The sequence below is a fragment of the Hufsiella ginkgonis genome, from assembly GCF_009834915.1.
Lineage (GTDB): Bacteria > Bacteroidota > Bacteroidia > Sphingobacteriales > Sphingobacteriaceae > Hufsiella > Hufsiella ginkgonis.
In genome coordinates this window covers 799,070-816,009 of sequence record NZ_WVHS01000003.1, presented here as the reverse complement: position 1 = coordinate 816,009, position 16,940 = coordinate 799,070, and the positions used below count along the sequence as shown (strand labels likewise).

At 52.5% G+C, this 16,940-nt stretch carries 11 protein-coding genes; 4 read left to right on the top strand and 7 right to left on the bottom strand.

The genetic code is table 11. The annotated features are described in order from the left end of the window. Positions 1 to 72: 72 nt before the first annotated feature. The 3 genes from GS398_RS15800 to GS398_RS15790 all read right to left on the bottom strand — a co-directional run bounded on the left by GS398_RS15800 (position 73) and on the right by GS398_RS15790 (position 3,213). Complete coding sequence (locus GS398_RS15800) at positions 73 to 1,023, bottom strand: hypothetical protein (protein WP_160907743.1); 951 nt, start codon at positions 1,021 to 1,023, stop codon at positions 73 to 75. 80 nt (positions 1,024 to 1,103) lie between these two features. Further along, complete coding sequence (locus tag GS398_RS15795; RefSeq protein WP_160907742.1) at positions 1,104 to 2,456, bottom strand: serine/threonine protein kinase; 1,353 nt, start codon at positions 2,454 to 2,456, stop codon at positions 1,104 to 1,106. Positions 2,457 to 2,580: 124 nt separating this feature from the next. After that, complete coding sequence (locus GS398_RS15790; RefSeq protein ID WP_160907741.1) at positions 2,581 to 3,213, bottom strand: HAD family hydrolase; 633 nt, start codon at positions 3,211 to 3,213, stop codon at positions 2,581 to 2,583. A gap of 131 nt (positions 3,214 to 3,344) precedes the next feature. On the opposite strand from GS398_RS15790, the gene GS398_RS15785 reads away from it, so the two are divergent. Next, complete coding sequence (locus GS398_RS15785) at positions 3,345 to 4,190, top strand: transglutaminase family protein (RefSeq protein ID WP_160907740.1); 846 nt, start codon at positions 3,345 to 3,347, stop codon at positions 4,188 to 4,190. Positions 4,191 to 4,239: 49 nt separating this feature from the next. Here GS398_RS15785 and GS398_RS15780 read toward each other — a convergent pair whose 3' ends face one another. Then, positions 4,240 to 4,434, bottom strand: coding sequence for a cold-shock protein (locus tag GS398_RS15780; protein ID WP_160907739.1), 195 nt, complete (start codon positions 4,432 to 4,434; stop codon positions 4,240 to 4,242). 207 nt (positions 4,435 to 4,641) lie between these two features. Next, positions 4,642 to 5,010 (bottom strand): hypothetical protein, encoded by a 369-nt coding sequence (locus tag GS398_RS15775; RefSeq protein ID WP_160907738.1) that lies wholly within the window; start codon positions 5,008 to 5,010, stop codon positions 4,642 to 4,644. A gap of 172 nt (positions 5,011 to 5,182) precedes the next feature. Here GS398_RS15775 and GS398_RS15770 point away from each other — a divergent pair, with 172 nt between their 5' ends. Further along, entirely contained in the window at positions 5,183 to 6,619 is a 1,437-nt protein-coding gene (locus tag GS398_RS15770) for an amidohydrolase family protein (protein ID WP_160907737.1), read from the top strand. Here GS398_RS15770 and GS398_RS15765 read toward each other — a convergent pair. After that, positions 6,598 to 7,854 carry a DUF2264 domain-containing protein gene (locus GS398_RS15765; RefSeq protein ID WP_160907736.1) on the bottom strand — a complete coding sequence of 419 codons (1,257 nt, stop codon included), beginning with the start codon at positions 7,852 to 7,854 and terminating at the stop codon, positions 6,598 to 6,600. The two genes, GS398_RS15770 and GS398_RS15765, sit on opposite strands and share 22 nt — an antisense overlap. A 4-nt stretch (positions 7,855 to 7,858) precedes the next feature. Then, on the bottom strand, positions 7,859 to 10,969 hold the full coding sequence (gene lacZ / locus GS398_RS15760) for a beta-galactosidase, LacZ type (RefSeq protein ID WP_202406088.1): 3,111 nt from the start codon (positions 10,967 to 10,969) through the stop codon (positions 7,859 to 7,861). 620 nt (positions 10,970 to 11,589) lie between these two features. On the opposite strand from lacZ, the gene GS398_RS15755 reads away from it, so the two are divergent. Together GS398_RS15755 and GS398_RS15750 are read left to right on the top strand one after the other, a co-directional pair. Next, complete coding sequence (locus GS398_RS15755; protein WP_237488212.1) at positions 11,590 to 14,850, top strand: SusC/RagA family TonB-linked outer membrane protein; 3,261 nt, start codon at positions 11,590 to 11,592, stop codon at positions 14,848 to 14,850. Between the two features lie 11 nt (positions 14,851 to 14,861). Next, a complete protein-coding gene (locus GS398_RS15750; RefSeq protein WP_160907734.1) occupies positions 14,862 to 16,805 on the top strand; it encodes a RagB/SusD family nutrient uptake outer membrane protein in 1,944 nt (647 codons plus the stop codon). Positions 16,806 to 16,940: the final 135 nt, after the last annotated feature.

Below are 16,940 nucleotides of genomic sequence, written 5' to 3'. Positions count from 1 at the left end.
CGATAAAATGAGCAGCCATTAATCCCACCACCGTAACCAGCAGGCAAACAGACAGGATCTGCGAAAGCATCGTCATGCTTTGAAAAGATTAAGGCCAATGATCCCGTTCAGCAGCATCCGCGAGTTTACGGGGACCTCTGTCCACACGGGTGTGTTTACATCGCTTCTGGGAACCGCCACTTCGTTCAGCGTGGTCACCTCGCCAAATGACGCGAGGTAAAATTTACCATCCGCCCGGTTATAACGGATATGCAGGTGCGGCGCGTTCACCCAGTCTGACGGGACCTTAAAGATGCCGGCATCATCGCGGGGATCGTCGTTTCCTGACACGATCAGGTCATCTGCCTGCATCAGGTATTCTACCTTTTTTCCCGCGAATTGCTTATCCGGAATGATGGTCTCTAAACGCGCCACCGCCTGTTTTTTTGCCGGCGGGTTGTCGTCGCCGGTCATTTCCAGTTCATCGTCGTACGGTATTTCGAGATAGCCGTCACTATAATAGGTAAAGCCGGTCAGGATATCCTGGTTTACGTCAAAAGTTTGGGCGATACCGGTTTGGCGCGGTATGAACGTAACGCGCAGGTTCTCTGCTTTCTCGTTGTTTCCGGGAAGCAGCTTACCGATAAACCCTTTGTCGCCACGTACATAATCCGGGTGCGATACCAGCCGGAACACCCATTTCGAGCCTGTTGGGGCCACTACTTTGCCCGCCGCGCGGTATTCTCTCAGGATGCCGTAAAATTTCTTTACGCATTCCTGCACAATGAGCCCAAAGATACCTTGTTTATTTTCCACGAAATCGTGGTAGTCATCCGCGTTAAAGCTGATAATAAATTCGTGGTAAAACACAACGCGGCCTGCAAAGGAGAGTTCATTCACCGATTCGCGGAACTTCTCAATGATGTAGTCATAGATCACCTCGGGAGTGAGCGCCGCGGTTTTCCCGGTGATCGCGGTATTTTCATTGGTTAAAAACCAATCCTGTATACCTATACGCTGCCAAAAACTCGGGGTGGGTGTCATTGCTTATGTTAAAATTATGGTATCTCAACGCATAATGCCGTTCTGATGTTTGCTTAATTACGCAGGCTGACCGGCAATCGTTAATGCGGCAGCGGAATGTGTACCGTAGTATCCTGTGGTGCGTCGCGGATCACGGTATCCGTCTCTTCCTCGGCTGTTTCCGGTGGCAAAACCTGCTCACCCGGGCTCTTGTCAATTGTACTGTCCGCGTTTTTCTGCACGGGTGTATAAGGGTAACCGGAAGATTGATCGTTTTCCCCACCGGCCAGCGTGTCCTGCCCGCTTTTAAGGGAGTCTACCGGAGCCGAAGTAAAATCGCGCCGGTCCCTGTTGGTATAAAAGGCAAAAACGCCGAAAGCGATGCCAAGCACCACCATAGTGACCAGGGCGGTGAATACCGGTTTTGAAAGCATTACGTGCGACTGTTCGCTCCGTTGGTTTTCCTGCACCGAATTGCGGTAAACATCCAGTGCCGCTCTTAGCTGTTCATTCTCGTTCCGCAAGGCGTCTGCATCCGTATTGGCCGCCTGCAGGCTGCCGTTCACCACCGCTTCCTGCAGTTCCATTCCATCGGCATAGCGCTCTGCCGGCGATTTGGCCAGGCAGGTTGACAGTAAATTAAGCAGCCAGGCCGGCACCTGCATTTCATGTACCTGTTTTTCGGCGCTCCATTCCGCGGGAAGATTTGCCTTGCGGGCTACCATCGCATCGGGCACCTGTGCTTCCATATGGCTAAGCATTACGGCATTGCGACCGCTATCACCACTTCCCGGGAGGGGAAAAGGCACCGAACCGGTAAAGAGCTCGTAGAGGATCACGCCATAGCTATACACATCTGTTTGCGGCAGCATTTTTCCTTCATGTTGTTCAGGCGCCATAAACTCGATGGCACCCGCATGGCGGATGCTGCTCCTGCGCTGCTCCTCGCTCATAATGGCCAGCCCGAAATCCAGCAGCACGTAGTTACCGTTATGAATGTTGTATTTTACGTTGTTGCTTTTAATATCGCCGTGCTTCACTCCTACTTTGTGACAGTGTGCCAGTGCGTCGGCCAGCTGTTCGGCGACCTTTATCAGCGCTTTAAGGGTAAAGATCTTTGCATTGGGCGGCTGCAGGAGCTCACAAAGGTCGGGGCCTTCGATATACTCCATCTCGATATAGGGGAACGAGCCGCTTTCGGTAATCCCCCAACCCAGGATCTTTACCACGTGCGGGCTCGGGTCGGCATTCACCTTCTCCAGCTTTGCTACTTCGCTGCGGAAATTACGGTAGTTCTTATCCTGCTCATCTTCCGTAGCAACCGGTGTTGGGATCAGCTTAATGGCCGAATAAATGCTTCCCGTTCGCCTGCCTTTGTATACCGAGCCTTGCCCGCCCGTTCGCAGGGCGCCCAGGTTTTCCAGTCCTTCTGCTATGGTAAACACTTTACTCATTTCGGGGTAGTTTTATGGGTAACGGATCCACCATATAAGTTTACGATCATATCGCTCTAAAATACAGTTAAGAGTAGTAATTTGTTGTAAATGTGGGAAACTACAGGACCTGACTAAACATAACCTAAGACGTTTTGATTAACGCCTGAAGATCTCCGAACTTTTCTCCCCGGTGTGTAGCCTGTGCATGCGGGTACCTGGTTTCCGGGTCGTAAAGGAAGGTATCGATCCTGAGCTTCCGCGCCGCCTGGATTTCTGATTCCGGGTCGTCCCCTATCACCAGCACTTCGCTGTGGTGGTAACCGTATTTTTCCAGGAGACCGGCAAAAACGTCGGCTTTGGTTTGATCAGACTGGTCGGGGTCGACAATGATCACTTCTTTAAAATCCAGCTCGACACCCAATTGCCTGACCTTGCTGCGCTGCAACTTCATGAAACCCATGGTTACCAGGAACTTGTCGTGCGCAAACTCCCGGGTGAGCGCGTAATCAGGGTAGGTTTGCATGGGACCGTTATATTCGAGGTTGCGCAATAGCTCGGTGCCCTTCGCTAACAGCTCCGGCGGAAAACCGCTCGCCGTGGCTACTTTCTGGAATGGACGGCGCATGATCTCCGTTTCGGCCGCCGCCATGGCTTCCTCCCCGATCTGGTCGCGGTAGGGTTCCATTAATTCAAACAGCGGGGCGAAGAGTTTGTCGCCCACAGAGGCTACGGGATAAATGGTATTGTCGAGGTCGAAAATAAGGGCTTTATACATACTTTTAAAAGATCATTGACAAGTATAACAAACGGCGGGTCATTTTGCGCGCACTTATTTCGCCTATAGCTATTTTATACTGGTTGCATGATCAAAAAATGCTATATTACCTCACATCGCTACCTCACCCCATGCACATCACCATCCATCACCGTACCGCTTACCGGTACGACAAACCTGTATTTCTCACTACGCACCTGTTCAGGCTCAGGCCCTCGGGGCATAGTCCGGCTCAGCCCGAAGCGTTTACGCTAACGGTTACGCCCTCCAATATCCACTTTCACTGGCAGCAGGATGTATTCGGCAACTTTGCCGCAAGGGTGGATTTCATGGCGCCAACATCAGAAATGTCCGTCGACGTGACCTTCTCCACCCGGCTGCCCGACTTTAACCCGTTTAATTTCTTTACGGACGAATATGCACTCACTTACCCGTTCGGGTATCCCGAAACGCTCTGCAAAGACCTATTTTCCTGCCTGGAAGTAAATGAATACGGGCCGCGCCTGGCGGCGCTGGTAGAAAAGGCGCGTACTTACCAGGGCCCAACCATAAACATGATGGTAAATATCACCGCCATGATCAAACGGGAAGTTGCATATACCATCCGGTTAGATCCGGGTATCCAGACCAGCGAACAAACTTTAGCCAAAGCTCTTGGCTCCTGCCGCGATTCGGCATGGCTGCTCGTACAATTATTGAGGCACCTCGGCCTGGCGAGCCGGTTCGTATCCGGCTACCTGGTACAGTTGTCAGACAGCGGCGGCGGGGATACGGTAGATCTGCACGCGTGGACGGAAGTGTTCCTGCCCGGAACAGGCTGGCTGGGCCTGGATCCTACTTCAGGGCTTTTTGCCGGGAACGGCCACATTCCCCTTGCCTGCACACCCCGGCCGGAAGACGCCGCGCCAGTTCAAGGCACTACGGATCCCTGCGAATCGACCCTGGTTTACCAGAGCAGCGTTACCCGCCGGTCATAAAAAAAGCCGCTCCTTCCGGGCGGCTTCATTACGAATAACTTATAGGGTGTTAGATTACCTGTACATTTACCGCGTTAGGACCTTTTTGGCTGGTCTCCACGTCGTACGATACTCTATCGTTTTCGCGGATCTCATCGATCAGGCCTGTTGAGTGAACAAAAATATCATTGCGATCATCATTTTGGGTGATAAATCCAAATCCTTTTGTTCCGTTAAAAAACTTAACTGTTCCTTCTTTTTTCATTGTATTATATTTTACACCGGCAAAGGTAATCAATATATTTCAATAATTTTTATTTTAGTTAAAAATCTTAAATATATTTTAAATATACATTGCCGGCGCCGAAAGTGTGGGTCCGCCCACGTTAGAAACGTCCGGTAAACACCGCATCCCCACAGGGATTGTTGAATACATAAACCGCCGGCACGGCATATTGACTTCATTCCAAAATTAACGAGCGGCGCTACGCCTCCAGATTAAAAATAAACCGCCAACGATAGACACCGGTGCGAAAATAAGGATGGCCATCCATTGCGTCCAATGGCTGCCGCCTGCCTTGAGCAGCGAGAACGTGGCAAAACCGGCGATAATAACTGCCAGGACGATATTGAGCGTAAGCGTTTTTGTCCGGGCGATGAGCTGCAGCACCAGTCCGCTAACGATCGAGAAAAAAGCGCCATAGAAAGCGGTTAGCACCCTAAACCCGCCTGTTGCCGGATCGTGCGGCTTTTGCCCCGAAAGCTGGAACAAAGCCAGCGAGGAAACGACAAAAATAGCATAACCCGTAATAATGGCGAGGGTCTTTATGAGTATATTCATGCTGATTACCGGTTATAGTGACTTACGCCTATCCGTATGGCAGGCTAAGTTACAATATGGGCGCTAATTCCGGAAACCTCTCATCGCCGCGTTTATTTTTCTCGCTTATTCCCCCCAGGAGATAGGTAAAGCTTATCCATATCCTTAAAGCATTGTATATTGCGTTTTATTTATGCAAAAAATTTTCATTACCTGTACGGTCCTGTTTATGGCCGTCAGCGCTTACGCACAACCTGCTAAGAAGAAATATTCCCTGGTAGTCACCAATGCAAACATCGTGGATGTGGCCGCCGGCAAAATATTGTATAAAAAACTGCTCGCCATATCCGGTGACACTATCAAAGTCGTTGCCGACACAAAAACGGCCGCCAGTTACCGGGCCGACCGTTATATTGACGCTGCCGGAAAATATGTGATGCCGGGCTTATGGGACATGCACATCCATTTCCGTGGCGGGCCGGCCACCGTAACCGCCAATAAGGCGTTCCTGCCGCTGTTCCTGGCCTATGGTGTTACCACCGTAAGAGAATGCGGCGGCGACATAACCCCGCAAGTACTCGACTGGCGCAAGCGGATCAGCCAGGGCGAACTCGCCGGACCGAGGATCTTCACCTCCGGGCCCAAGCTGGATGGCCCACAGTCGACCTGGGCAGGGTCTATCGAAGTAGAAACGCCGGCGCAGGTCGCTGCCGCACTCGACTCCCTGCAGCGGATCCCATCCGATTTCGTAAAGATCTACGACAGTAAGATTTCAGCAGGCGCCTACCTGGAAATCATCGCGCAGGCAAAAAAAAGAAACCTGAAAGTAAGCGGGCACATGCCCTTCACGGTGAAGCTAACGGAAGCTGCCGACCTGGGAATGGACGGATCAGAACACCTCTACTACATTTTTAAAGCCTGTTCAGCCAAAGAAGACAGCATTACCGCCCTCATCCGGGAACGCGAACATACAACACGTCCCATCGGGTTGTTTGCCGCACTGCCATCGTTAGTAGAAACATTCAGCCAGGATAAAGCTGATCAGCTGTTTAAGTATTTGGCAAGGAAACAGTTTACCGTTACCCCAACGCTTTTTATCAGCAAGACACTGGCCGGGATCAAGGACACCGACCATAATAAAGACAGCCTGCTTAAATACATCGATCCCGTCATCCGCGAAACCTACCAGGGCCGCGTAAACAGCGCAAAAAGACAAACAGCCGAGGCGACTACGTTTACAAAGAAATTTAATGAAGCCTGTACCGCCCTGGTTCCGCAAATGTATGCGGCAGGGGTAAACATCGTGGCCGGTTCGGATTGCGGCGCGTCCAACTCATTCGTATACCCCGGGCAATCCATTCACGAAGAAATAAAACTACTGGTGAAAGCCGGGTTAACCCCACGCGAAGCGCTTACCACGGCGACCATCAACGGGGCGAAGTTCTTCGGGGTATCCCGGTTTTACGGCAGCCTCAAAGCCGGCAAATGCGCCGACATGATCATGCTGACCGCCAACCCGCTCCAGGACATCTCCGCCATCGATCACCTCAGCTCGGTGATCGCCAACGGGAAAGTGTATCATAAGCCGGAGCTCGACGCCATGGCAGCCTATCTCAAATCCACCCCGTGATCGTTCGGGAAGTCCTCCCCGCTCCAGATCCGCTGTGCGCTCCACTTCATCGCCGGGTCGGCCCAGAAGGGATCGGTGGGCGGCAGCCCTAACGGGAAGAAAATACTTGAGCACAGGTACAGGCTCCCCTGGTTATTGTACACATCAGCAAGGTCGGGCTGCTCGCCATACAGGCCAATGGTAAGCCAGCCATTGCGGTAAGTAGTGGGGCTTTCCAGCGTTTTGCGGATCACGGCAGTAAGCGCGCAGCGTACCTGTGCCGGGGCCAGCTGTCGCGGAAGCGCTTTGCGCAAAGCCATATCTGCCAGGTGCTGGAACGCGGCGCCCCGGTAAACGATAGACCTTCCCGTAGCCGGGAAAGTACCGTCGGCGTTGATCAGCCGCTCCTGGATCACGGCGTACCGCTCATTCCGCTGTTTTACTTTCGCCGCAATGGCCGCATAAGTATTGTTCTTTTTGCCCATCACGTTTAAAATTGCAGCCAGGTAAGGATGGATCACGTAGCTGTTGTAGTAGTCGTAGGCGAAAGATTCGCCATCGGTATACATTCCATCGCCTACGTACCATTGTTCCAGCTGCCGTATGGCATAGTCAACGCGCATGGGGTCCCATTCGTAACCGTATTGCGCCAGGAAAGCTTCGTTCATGGCCGAAAAAAGGAGCCAGTTAGAAAACACCGGGCGAAACCTGCGCGTAGCCGTTACAGACTTAACCAGCAGGTCACGTTCCTTTTGCGGCAGATTTTGCCACAGCCAGGGCGCACGAACGAACGCGAAGGCCACGAATGACGCATCTACCAACTGCTGACCGCCCAGCGTAAAACGCATAAAGTCTTTCGAGTTACTGTCAAGCGCGTGCGTCATGCCGGCTATCACCCACTTGCGGTACTGGTTTCTCAGCGCCACCTCTGCGACATCACCATCTTCCAGTTGCAGCCATGGGGCGATGCCGTTCAACGTTCTGCCCAGCACCTCCACATACATGACGTCCAGGCGGTTTTGGCGGTTATCTACGCGTTTTGAAACCACCCCCGGCATGGATATCCGCAGGCTGTCGTGCGCAAGGCCCGCAAATATGGGGCGCACCATCTTGTCCATTTGCGCAAGCCAGAACTGCCGGTCGGTTTGTACGGGCGCAGTAACCGCCGGTTTCTTTTTCTGCCCGTAAGCAAGCGGGCCGCCTAACAAAGCGATTACCAGCATACTAACCGCAACCCCGTATAATTTCAATTTCATGGCGTTAATCGATAAGGCTTAATACATAGCTATAACTGTATTTTTTGTCGAGCAACCGGTATTTAAGGTGGGGTAATGCGCCCCAGCTATCATCCCCGCCCACCCCGCGCTGGTTCAGATCGATGGATAAAAATACCGTGTTCCCGTAATGAAGGTCTGCAGGGTGCTGCTGCCGCTTGTTTAAACCGGGATCAAGCTCTTCGGTGTCCACATTCAGTGCGCTGAAGCAGATCGGCTGTGCTCCTTCAATTTTCAGTCCTTTCCCCTGGGCGTTCAGCAGGCTGAGCCATCGCACATCCGTTTTATAGCCGCTTTCCTGGGGACGGATATAGCCTTTATAGAACTGGTTCTCTACTTTGTCGGTGTACTTGCCCACAAAGGCGGCGGTATTGCGGTCGCTGTAATTTTCCCAGGGGCCGCGGCCATAATAACTCAGGTTATCAAAAGATCCCGGCAGCTGCATCCGCATACCGAAGCGGGGCAGCTCGGGCAGGTCGCGGCCGGTCATATCTATCGCCGCGGTGATCTTCACCGAACCGTCGTTCTGCACCAGGTAGGTCACCGTATAAGGCACGTTAATGCCTTCCAGCTGGTAACCGACGATCACCGGCAGGCCGGCTTCATCCTGCTCACCCACCATTACGTTCTTTACTTTCCGGTTCACATGCGCATTGCGCCAGATCCCCATATTTTGCGGCATGTGGTTGCCAAAATCGTTATCCGTAGGTGCACGCCAGAAATAGGGTTCCGGGAACTGCCGTACCTGCTGGCTGCCTTTTTTATAAGCGTTTATCGTACCCTGGCGAAGATCGATCTCGCCCGAAACGTCGCCCGATGTAAAACTCACCTTACCCTCCTGCCTGGTTATTTTCAGGGCGCCTTTCGGCGATGCCGGGGCGAAAAAATCACCGGCCTGTTTAAATTGCTCTTCGGCGATTACGTGGCCCGCCGGCAGCATTTCGGTCGCCGTTCTTACCGAAGCGCTTAGTATCACGAAATACTCGGATCCTTCTGCAGATTTCATCAGCGGGACCTGCAGCGAAACGTCCTTCTGCTCATGCGGCGCCAGCGCTACCGCGAAGGAGCCTTCTTTTACCTGTTCGCCGTTCCGGTACAGCACCCATTTAAAATTGAACTGGTCGAGGTTGGTAAAGTTGAACAGGTTTTTAATAGTAAAGATTCCTTTGCTGATATCTTTGGCGGTAAACAGCACGTCCTGGTAGACCTTCTTTACCTCGTAGATCCCGGGGTCGGGCGTACGGTCGGAGCTTAACAGGCCGTCGGCCACGCCGTTTTCGTCGTTCTGGAGATGAAAAGCGCCCAGGTCGCCGCCGTACGCCCAGTAAAGGTCCTTATTTGCGTTTACCGAACGGATGCCCTGGTCCACCCAATCCCAGATAAAGCCTCCCTGCATGTGCTGGCTACTGTTAATGATGTCCCAGTATTCCTGGAAGTTGCCGTTGCTGTTGCCCATGGCATGGGCATATTCGCACATGATATAGGGCCGTGTTTTTTCCGCCGCGGCATACCTTTTCATATTGGTAATGCTCGGGTACATCGGGCATACGATATCGGTGTTGGCAGCCTCCCCGGCCTGCTCAAACTGCACCATCCGGGTATTGTCGCGCTGTTTTATCCATTGGTAGGTCTGCGTAAATACGGGGCCGTTCCCGCATTCGTTGCCCAGCGACCAGATGATCACCGAAGGGTGGTTCTTATCCCGCTCCACCAGCCGCACGGTACGGTCCATATGCGCCGGCGCCCATTCGGGCAGGTATGCGGGGTGCTTGCTCTTATCGAACCATGCCTGGAACTCGGCGCCCATGCCGTGGGTTTCTATGTTCGCCTCGTCTACCAGGTACAGCCCGTATCGGTCGCAGAGCTTATACCATTGCGGATCGTTGGGATAATGGCTGGTCCTTACGGCATTCACGTTAAACTGCTTCATCAGCTTAATGTCTTTCAGCATGGTTTCCAACACAGGCACGTGGCCTTGTATGTCGTCGTGCTCGTGGCGGTTCACGCCTTTTACCATAATAGGCATACCATTCACCAGCAGCCGGGCATTGCGGATCTCCACTTTCCGGAAGCCGGCCTTTGCACCGGTATAACAAGGCGCTGCCGTTCCGTTTTTATGCGTGATGATGCAATCGTACAGGTACGGCGACTCGGCGCTCCATTTCATTGGCGAGGCCACCGTGCCGCTAAAATGCAGCGACTGACCGGTATCGGCGCCCATGGTGTACGATTTCTCTTCACCAAACACTTTTTTCCCTGCCCGGTCGAATAGTTCTACCGTAATACTGCCTTTGCCTCCCGGCAATCTCACGAAATGACGCAAGTCTATATCCGCCGAGAACAGCCCGTTGCGGTATTGCGCGTCGAGGTCGGCCTTCAGAAAAAAGTCCCAAACGGTAGATTCCGGCAGGGCGTACAGGTAAGCATCCCGCTCAATGCCGCTCAGCCGCCAGAAATCCTGGTCCTCCAGGTAGCTCCCGTCGTGCCAGCGGAACACCTGCACCGCGAGCGAATTATTGCCTTGTTTTAAAAAACGGGTGATGTTAAACTCCGCCGGCGATTTCGACACTTTGGACATGCCCACCTTACGGCCGTTCACGTACACGAACGCACACCCCGTGATCGACCCGAAATGAAGCATCACCTCCTTATCTCCCCAGTTAGCCGGTACGGTGAACGAACGCCGGTACGTACCCACGGGATTGTCTGCGCCGATCATAGGGGGCGTTTTAGGATGCGGGTAAACAATATTCGTGTAAATGGGGATGCCGAATCCCTTCAACTCCCAGTTAGACGGCACGGCGATGTCGTTCCATCGGGAATCATCCAGGTCGGTACGGTAAAAATCCTTTACCCGGTCGGCATGCTTATCGGCATATAAAAACTTCCATGTGCCATTCAGCGATTGGTACCAGCCGGACTTTTGATAGTCATCGGTCTTTACGTCGGCCGGGTTGTCATACAACATAAAGCTGGCATGGGCCTTCTCTTTGTTGAAATCTACCAGCGACGGGTTCTCCCAATCGTTGACCGTCGTCTGGGCGGTCGCCGCCATGCAGGCGCACACAAGTAAAAAAACGAAGTTTAGTTTCATCATAAAGTACGGGGTTTATATTCCGCTGCGGCCGGAAGGGATTCTCCCTGCGGCAAGGCAGGTTACAATTGGTTGTATGGTACAAAGCTACCGCGAAAAGCAACTGCCGGGGTTCGAAATCATGCCAGATTATGTAGGTAAATGTGCCAGGTGAAGGGAGCGGCATGGGAATTACGCCGTTCCGCTCCTATCGTTAGTTTAAGCCGAACCGCTGCAAAAATTAACCGGGTGAACGGATTTCAAACCATATTGACACACCATTGAACATCACTTTCCACCCAGAAATCAATCTTTGCTACAGAAGATCACCGACCGATTTTTAATCAATAACCAATGCCATTATAAACGCTTGCGAAGGTCCGCGGCAGAAGGCCTGTTGCGTATCCGTACGGAGCCGCAACCATTTGTACCAGCTGTTAATAGCCTGACGGCGTTTGCCGGCCGTCCTTTTTCCCGCGTTGCAATACCAATTAATAACTAACCATATAATGAAACAAACGATCATCTTTTCAGACACCTGACCTGGTTACAGGAGCTAACATCCGGCGCTTGCCAAAAACCGCCGCTAACTAATTTAACTAACCACCTATTTTATTACTATGCTAAATTATTACTCAAAATTGTTGAATAATAAACATCAGCGGTCCGGCCGCAGAAATTTATTATCCCTGCTGATGCTGCTTTTGCCGTTCATGGCATCGGCACAAACACGCACCATCACCGGCGTGGTAACTGATGCCAAAAACGGCGAAACACTGATCGGCGCCGCTGTCAAAGTTACCGGCACCACCATCGGCACCAGTACAGACGCAACCGGTAAATTCACCCTGGCAGTACCCCGCGACACCAAAGCTGTTGAAGTGACCTTCCTTGGATACCTGGCACAAACCGTAGCCCTGGACGCAACCCCGGTGCTGAACGTCAAACTCGAGCCCTCTTCGAAAAACCTCGAAGAAGTGGTGGTAGTAGGTTACGGCACTATGCGGAAAAAAGACCTTACCGGCGCCATTACCCAGATCCGCCCGGATAAGATCGCAGATCAAAACCCGAACACCACCCAGGACATCCTTCGCGGAACGCCGGGCGTGAGCGTCGGGTTCGATGCCTCTGCAAAAGGCGGCGGCTCTATCCAGATCCGCGGACAGCGTTCGGTATACTCCGCCGGCGGGCATAACGACCCCCTGCTGATCCTCGACGGCACCATCTTTTACGGTGAACTATCAGAGATAAACCCCGACGATATCGAGCAGATCGACGTACTGAAAGACGCGTCGGCGGCTGCCGTTTACGGTGCCAAATCCGCCAACGGCGTGCTCATCATCACCACCAAAAAAGGGAAACAGGGGAAACCGAAGATCAACTTTACCTCCAACGTGGGCGTTTCTACCATGAATGCCGAGCGCAAAGTGCTCGACGGGGCCGGATACATGAAATACCGCCAGGATTGGTACGTTGCACCAACCTATGGCGTAAATACCGCGACCGGGAAATACGAGGCTTACCAGTCGTCGTTTAAAGCGCAGCCCGGGTATTATGTACAGCCGACCGCGGAAAACCTGGCGAAATACGGCATTACGCTCGACCAGTGGAAGGCGTATACTACCGCTTCTAACGGTACAGCGTCCGATAACGAGATCTGGGGAAAACGCCTGCTGCTTCAAAGCACCGTGATGACGAATTTTCTTGCCGGCCAAACGTATGACTGGTACGATCACACCTTCCAGAACGGTGTTAACCAGGATTACAACCTCAGCGCATCCGGAGCGGCCGACCAGATCAACTATTATATGTCCCTCGGTTACCTCTCTAACGAAGGTGTTGCCAAAGGGAACGAATACAGCGCCGTTCGTGCTAACCTGAAAGTGGACGGCAAAATCAACAAATGGCTGGACATGAGCGGTAACGTTAACTTCCAGCACCGCACAGACGGCGACCTGGCAGTGGATTGGAACCGGCAGATCACCCTCAATTCGCCGTATGCCAATTATAAAGACGCCAACGGCAACCTGATGGTACACCCCATGGGCGATGCGATGGTAAACAACTACGGTTATAATTATGATTTTAACCGCGGCTACATGGACCTCGACAAAGGCTACACCGTGCTAAATACCATTTTCAGCGCCAAAGTGAAGCTGCCGTTTAACATCAACTACTCGTTTAACGGTTCGCCCCGCTACCAGTTCTTTAACGACCGTTACTACGAATCGGCCAGCCACCCCGATTGGAAAGGTACCAACGGGTTGGTAAACCGCGAGCAGACACAACGTTTTGACTGGTCGCTGAACAACACCCTTACCTGGGAGCATGCCTTTATGGAAAAACACCGGGTAAACGTTACGCTTGTACAGGAAGCTGAAAAACGGCAGTCGTGGATGGACCGGATCGAAGCCCGCAATATCCTGCCAAGTGACGCGCTGGGTTTCCACGAAACCTACTATGGAGATAAGAACAAAAGCAGCTACGACTCTGACGACATTAAGGAAACCGCCGACGGTATGCTCGGGCGATTGTTCTACTCTTACGACAACCGGTACATGGTTACCGGCTCGGTTCGCCGGGATGGGTATTCCGCTTTCGGAACGTCTAACCCGCGGGCGACATTCTTCTCCACCGCCTTCGCCTGGACGTTTACCAACGAAAAGTTCTTCCATTGGGCGCCGATGAGTACGGGTAAGCTCAGGTTATCATGGGGACAAAACGGGAACCGCTCACTTGCCGACCCCTACCTGGCACTGGCCAATCTTGGCGCCGGCGTAGGGGCTACCATGGGTTATTTAGATGCCAGCGGCAACCTGATACAATACCGCTACTTATCGATAGGCCGCCTGGCTAACCCGAACCTTCACTGGGAAAAAACGGAATCATTTAACAGCGGGCTGGACTTTGGTTTCCTGAACGACCGTTTCACCGGAAATATCGATTACTACATCACACCTACCGTAGATATGATCATGAACCGGTCGCTGCCAGGTTTCACCGGCTTCGGAAGTATTACTACCAACCTCGGAAAAGTAGAGAACAGGGGCTTTGAGATCACGCTCAACTCGCAGAATATACGCAGTAACAACTTCACCTGGAGCAGTACGTTCGGCTTCTCGAAGTATAAAAACAGGATCAAGCATTTGTACTATGTGTACGATAACGTACTTGATGCTTCCGGCAACGTGATCGGGACCAAAGAACGGGACGATATCGGCAACGGCTGGTTCATCGGGCAGCCGATCAGCTCGATCTGGAACTACCGCGTAACCGGCATCTGGCAGGCAAACGAAGCCGCAGAAGCAGCGCGTTATGGCCAGCGCCCGGGGGATCCTAAAGTGGCCAATAACTACACCGCAGACGATGTGGTGAACGCCAACGGCACCATCACACCGGTATATAACGATAAGGATAAAGAGTTCCTCGGCCAAACCGCGCCACCCGTCATGGGATCGCTGCGCAACGATTTCAATTACAAGAGCCTGAACTTCTCTTTCAACATGTATGGCTATTTCGGGCACAAAAGCCTCAGCGGAAACTACCTGAACCAGGATAACGGAACTTCGCTGGTAACCAACCTCGCCAATGCGTACTCGAAAGACTATTGGACGCTTGAAAACCCATCCGATAGCTATGCCCGCCTCGACGCCAAAGGCCCTTCAGGCGTAAATGCCCCGGGTATGCTTTACGACCGCACATTCATCCGCCTGGAGAACGTAACCATGGGATTCACCGTTCCGCGGCGACTGACCGTTAACCGCGGTATCGATAAGCTGAAAGTGTATGGTACCGTGCGGAACCTCGCGGTTTGGAAAAAAGATAAGAACTGGGATTACTGGGACATCGAGACCGGCGGTCTAGCGCCCAGGACATTTACATTCGGATTAAATGCAACTTTCTAAAGAGAAGAACGATGAAAAAGAATCAAACTATATATAAAATTGCCGGAAAGCTATCCAAAGTACTGCTGGTATTGGCGGGGCTTTTACTCACCGCTTCTTCCGGTTGCAAGAAATCGTACCTGCAGCCCGATCCTTTGTCGCTGTACGAACCGGGACAAACATTTTCGACCAAGAGCGGGCTGGATGCGGCTATGGCTATTTGCGACCGGCATTTACGCTCTTACTGGACGTACTTTCAATATGTCGACCTGGGCTTGCCGATCAGCACCGAATACATGTTTTCGGACGTGGCCGTAGCCAGTAAAACAGACGACGGGAACATTTTCGCCGACATCGCCACGCGGCTTACGCCCACCGATATGCCCGAACAAACCTCATACTTCTGGAACGAGACTTATAACGGGATCAAGTACGCCAACACCATCCTGAGCTTTATCGGCAATGTACAGGGGCTCGACGAAACCACCAAAAACCAATACAGGGGCAGGGCGCTGTTCCACCGCTCGTTCAGGTACCTCTCCCTGGTGTTCGAATTCAAAGACGTGCCGCTCGTGACCAAGATCCTGGAGAGCCCTAAAGTGAACTACCAGAGCACCAAGCGCGAAGCCATCCTGCAAAAAATCACTGCCGACATGGAGCAAGCGGTGGAATGGGTACCCGAACAGGCACAAATGACGCTTACCGGCCTCGTTAACAAAGGAGCCTGCCGCCAGCTGCTTATTAAATGCTACCTGGCGACCGGACAGTACGACAAAGCCATCACGCAAGCCGACGCACTGATCAATAGCTCGGGTTATTCCTTAATGACCGCCAACTTCGGCGCCTTCATCAGCCCGTATGCTACTACCTGGCCCGTTACCCGAAACGTGGTTTGGGACCTGCATCGCCCGGAAAACAAAGCGATTGCCGCCAATAAGGAAAATATCCTGGTGATGATCAACCGCAACAATACCGACATGGGGATTAAGATGAACTCTATGCGTAACTGGCTTCCGTTTATGGATGCGGCAGGCACCACCGCACCCGATGGAAAACAGGCCATCCGGTTCTTTGCCACGTCAAACGCAAGTTATCGCGCACAGTATGATTATGTTCATGCCATCGGTCGCGGTATCGCACACATCCGCCCTACCTATTTTGCCCAAAAAGCAGTATGGTACGTAAACGGGGTGAACGACGCGGGCGACCTGCGCCATAATGCCGCCGTAGGCAATTGGGGCACCATGGAAGCGGTTAAGTACAACGACCCCAGCAGCGCCGCCTGGTACGGCCAGAACGTGCGTCTGCGTAACGCTGCCGGCGCCCTGCTGTGCAACGATACCATCCGTAACTATTTCGAATGGCCGCACTATAAGTATTACATCGAAGATCCTACCGAATCACAGAACGTGAATGAAGCCAACCACAGGGGTGGCGCCGGCGACTTGTACTTCTACCGCCTTGCCGAAACCTACCTGCTCCGTGCCGAAGCCAAATTCTACAAGGGCGATATCGCGGGAGCCACGGCCGATGTGAACAAGATCAGGCAGCGTGCACAATGTACGCAGCTGTATACCACGGTGAATATCGGCGACATTATGAACGAGCGGGCCCGCGAGTTAAATATGGAAGAATGGCGCTTTACCGAGCTGAGTCGCGTGTCGTATTGCCTGGCTGCCAGCGGCAAAGCCGACGAATGGGGCAACACTTATACGGTAGATAACCTGGCGCAAAACAGTTACTGGTTCCAGCGGATAGAGCATTACAGCGACTTCTATAACAAAAACAAGGTGACCGTAAAGAACCGCTCGTATACCATCGCTCCCAAAAACATCAACTGGCCAATACCGCAAACCGCGATAAACTCCAATGGCGGCGCGGCGATTGCCCAAAACCCTGGCTATAGCGGTTATAGCGCAACCGTTCCTGTTTGGAAAACATGGCAGGAAGCAGTGGCCGACGAAGACAAACAATAAACACAAGAATTTAGAATTAGTTAGTTAGTTCTATTGGTAACATCCGGTGCATGCCTTGCGGCATTGCACCGTTTGTTTGTTAAGGACCCCGGAAGTTTTCACAGATAGCCTGCGAATTTTCCTATTTTTACAGGA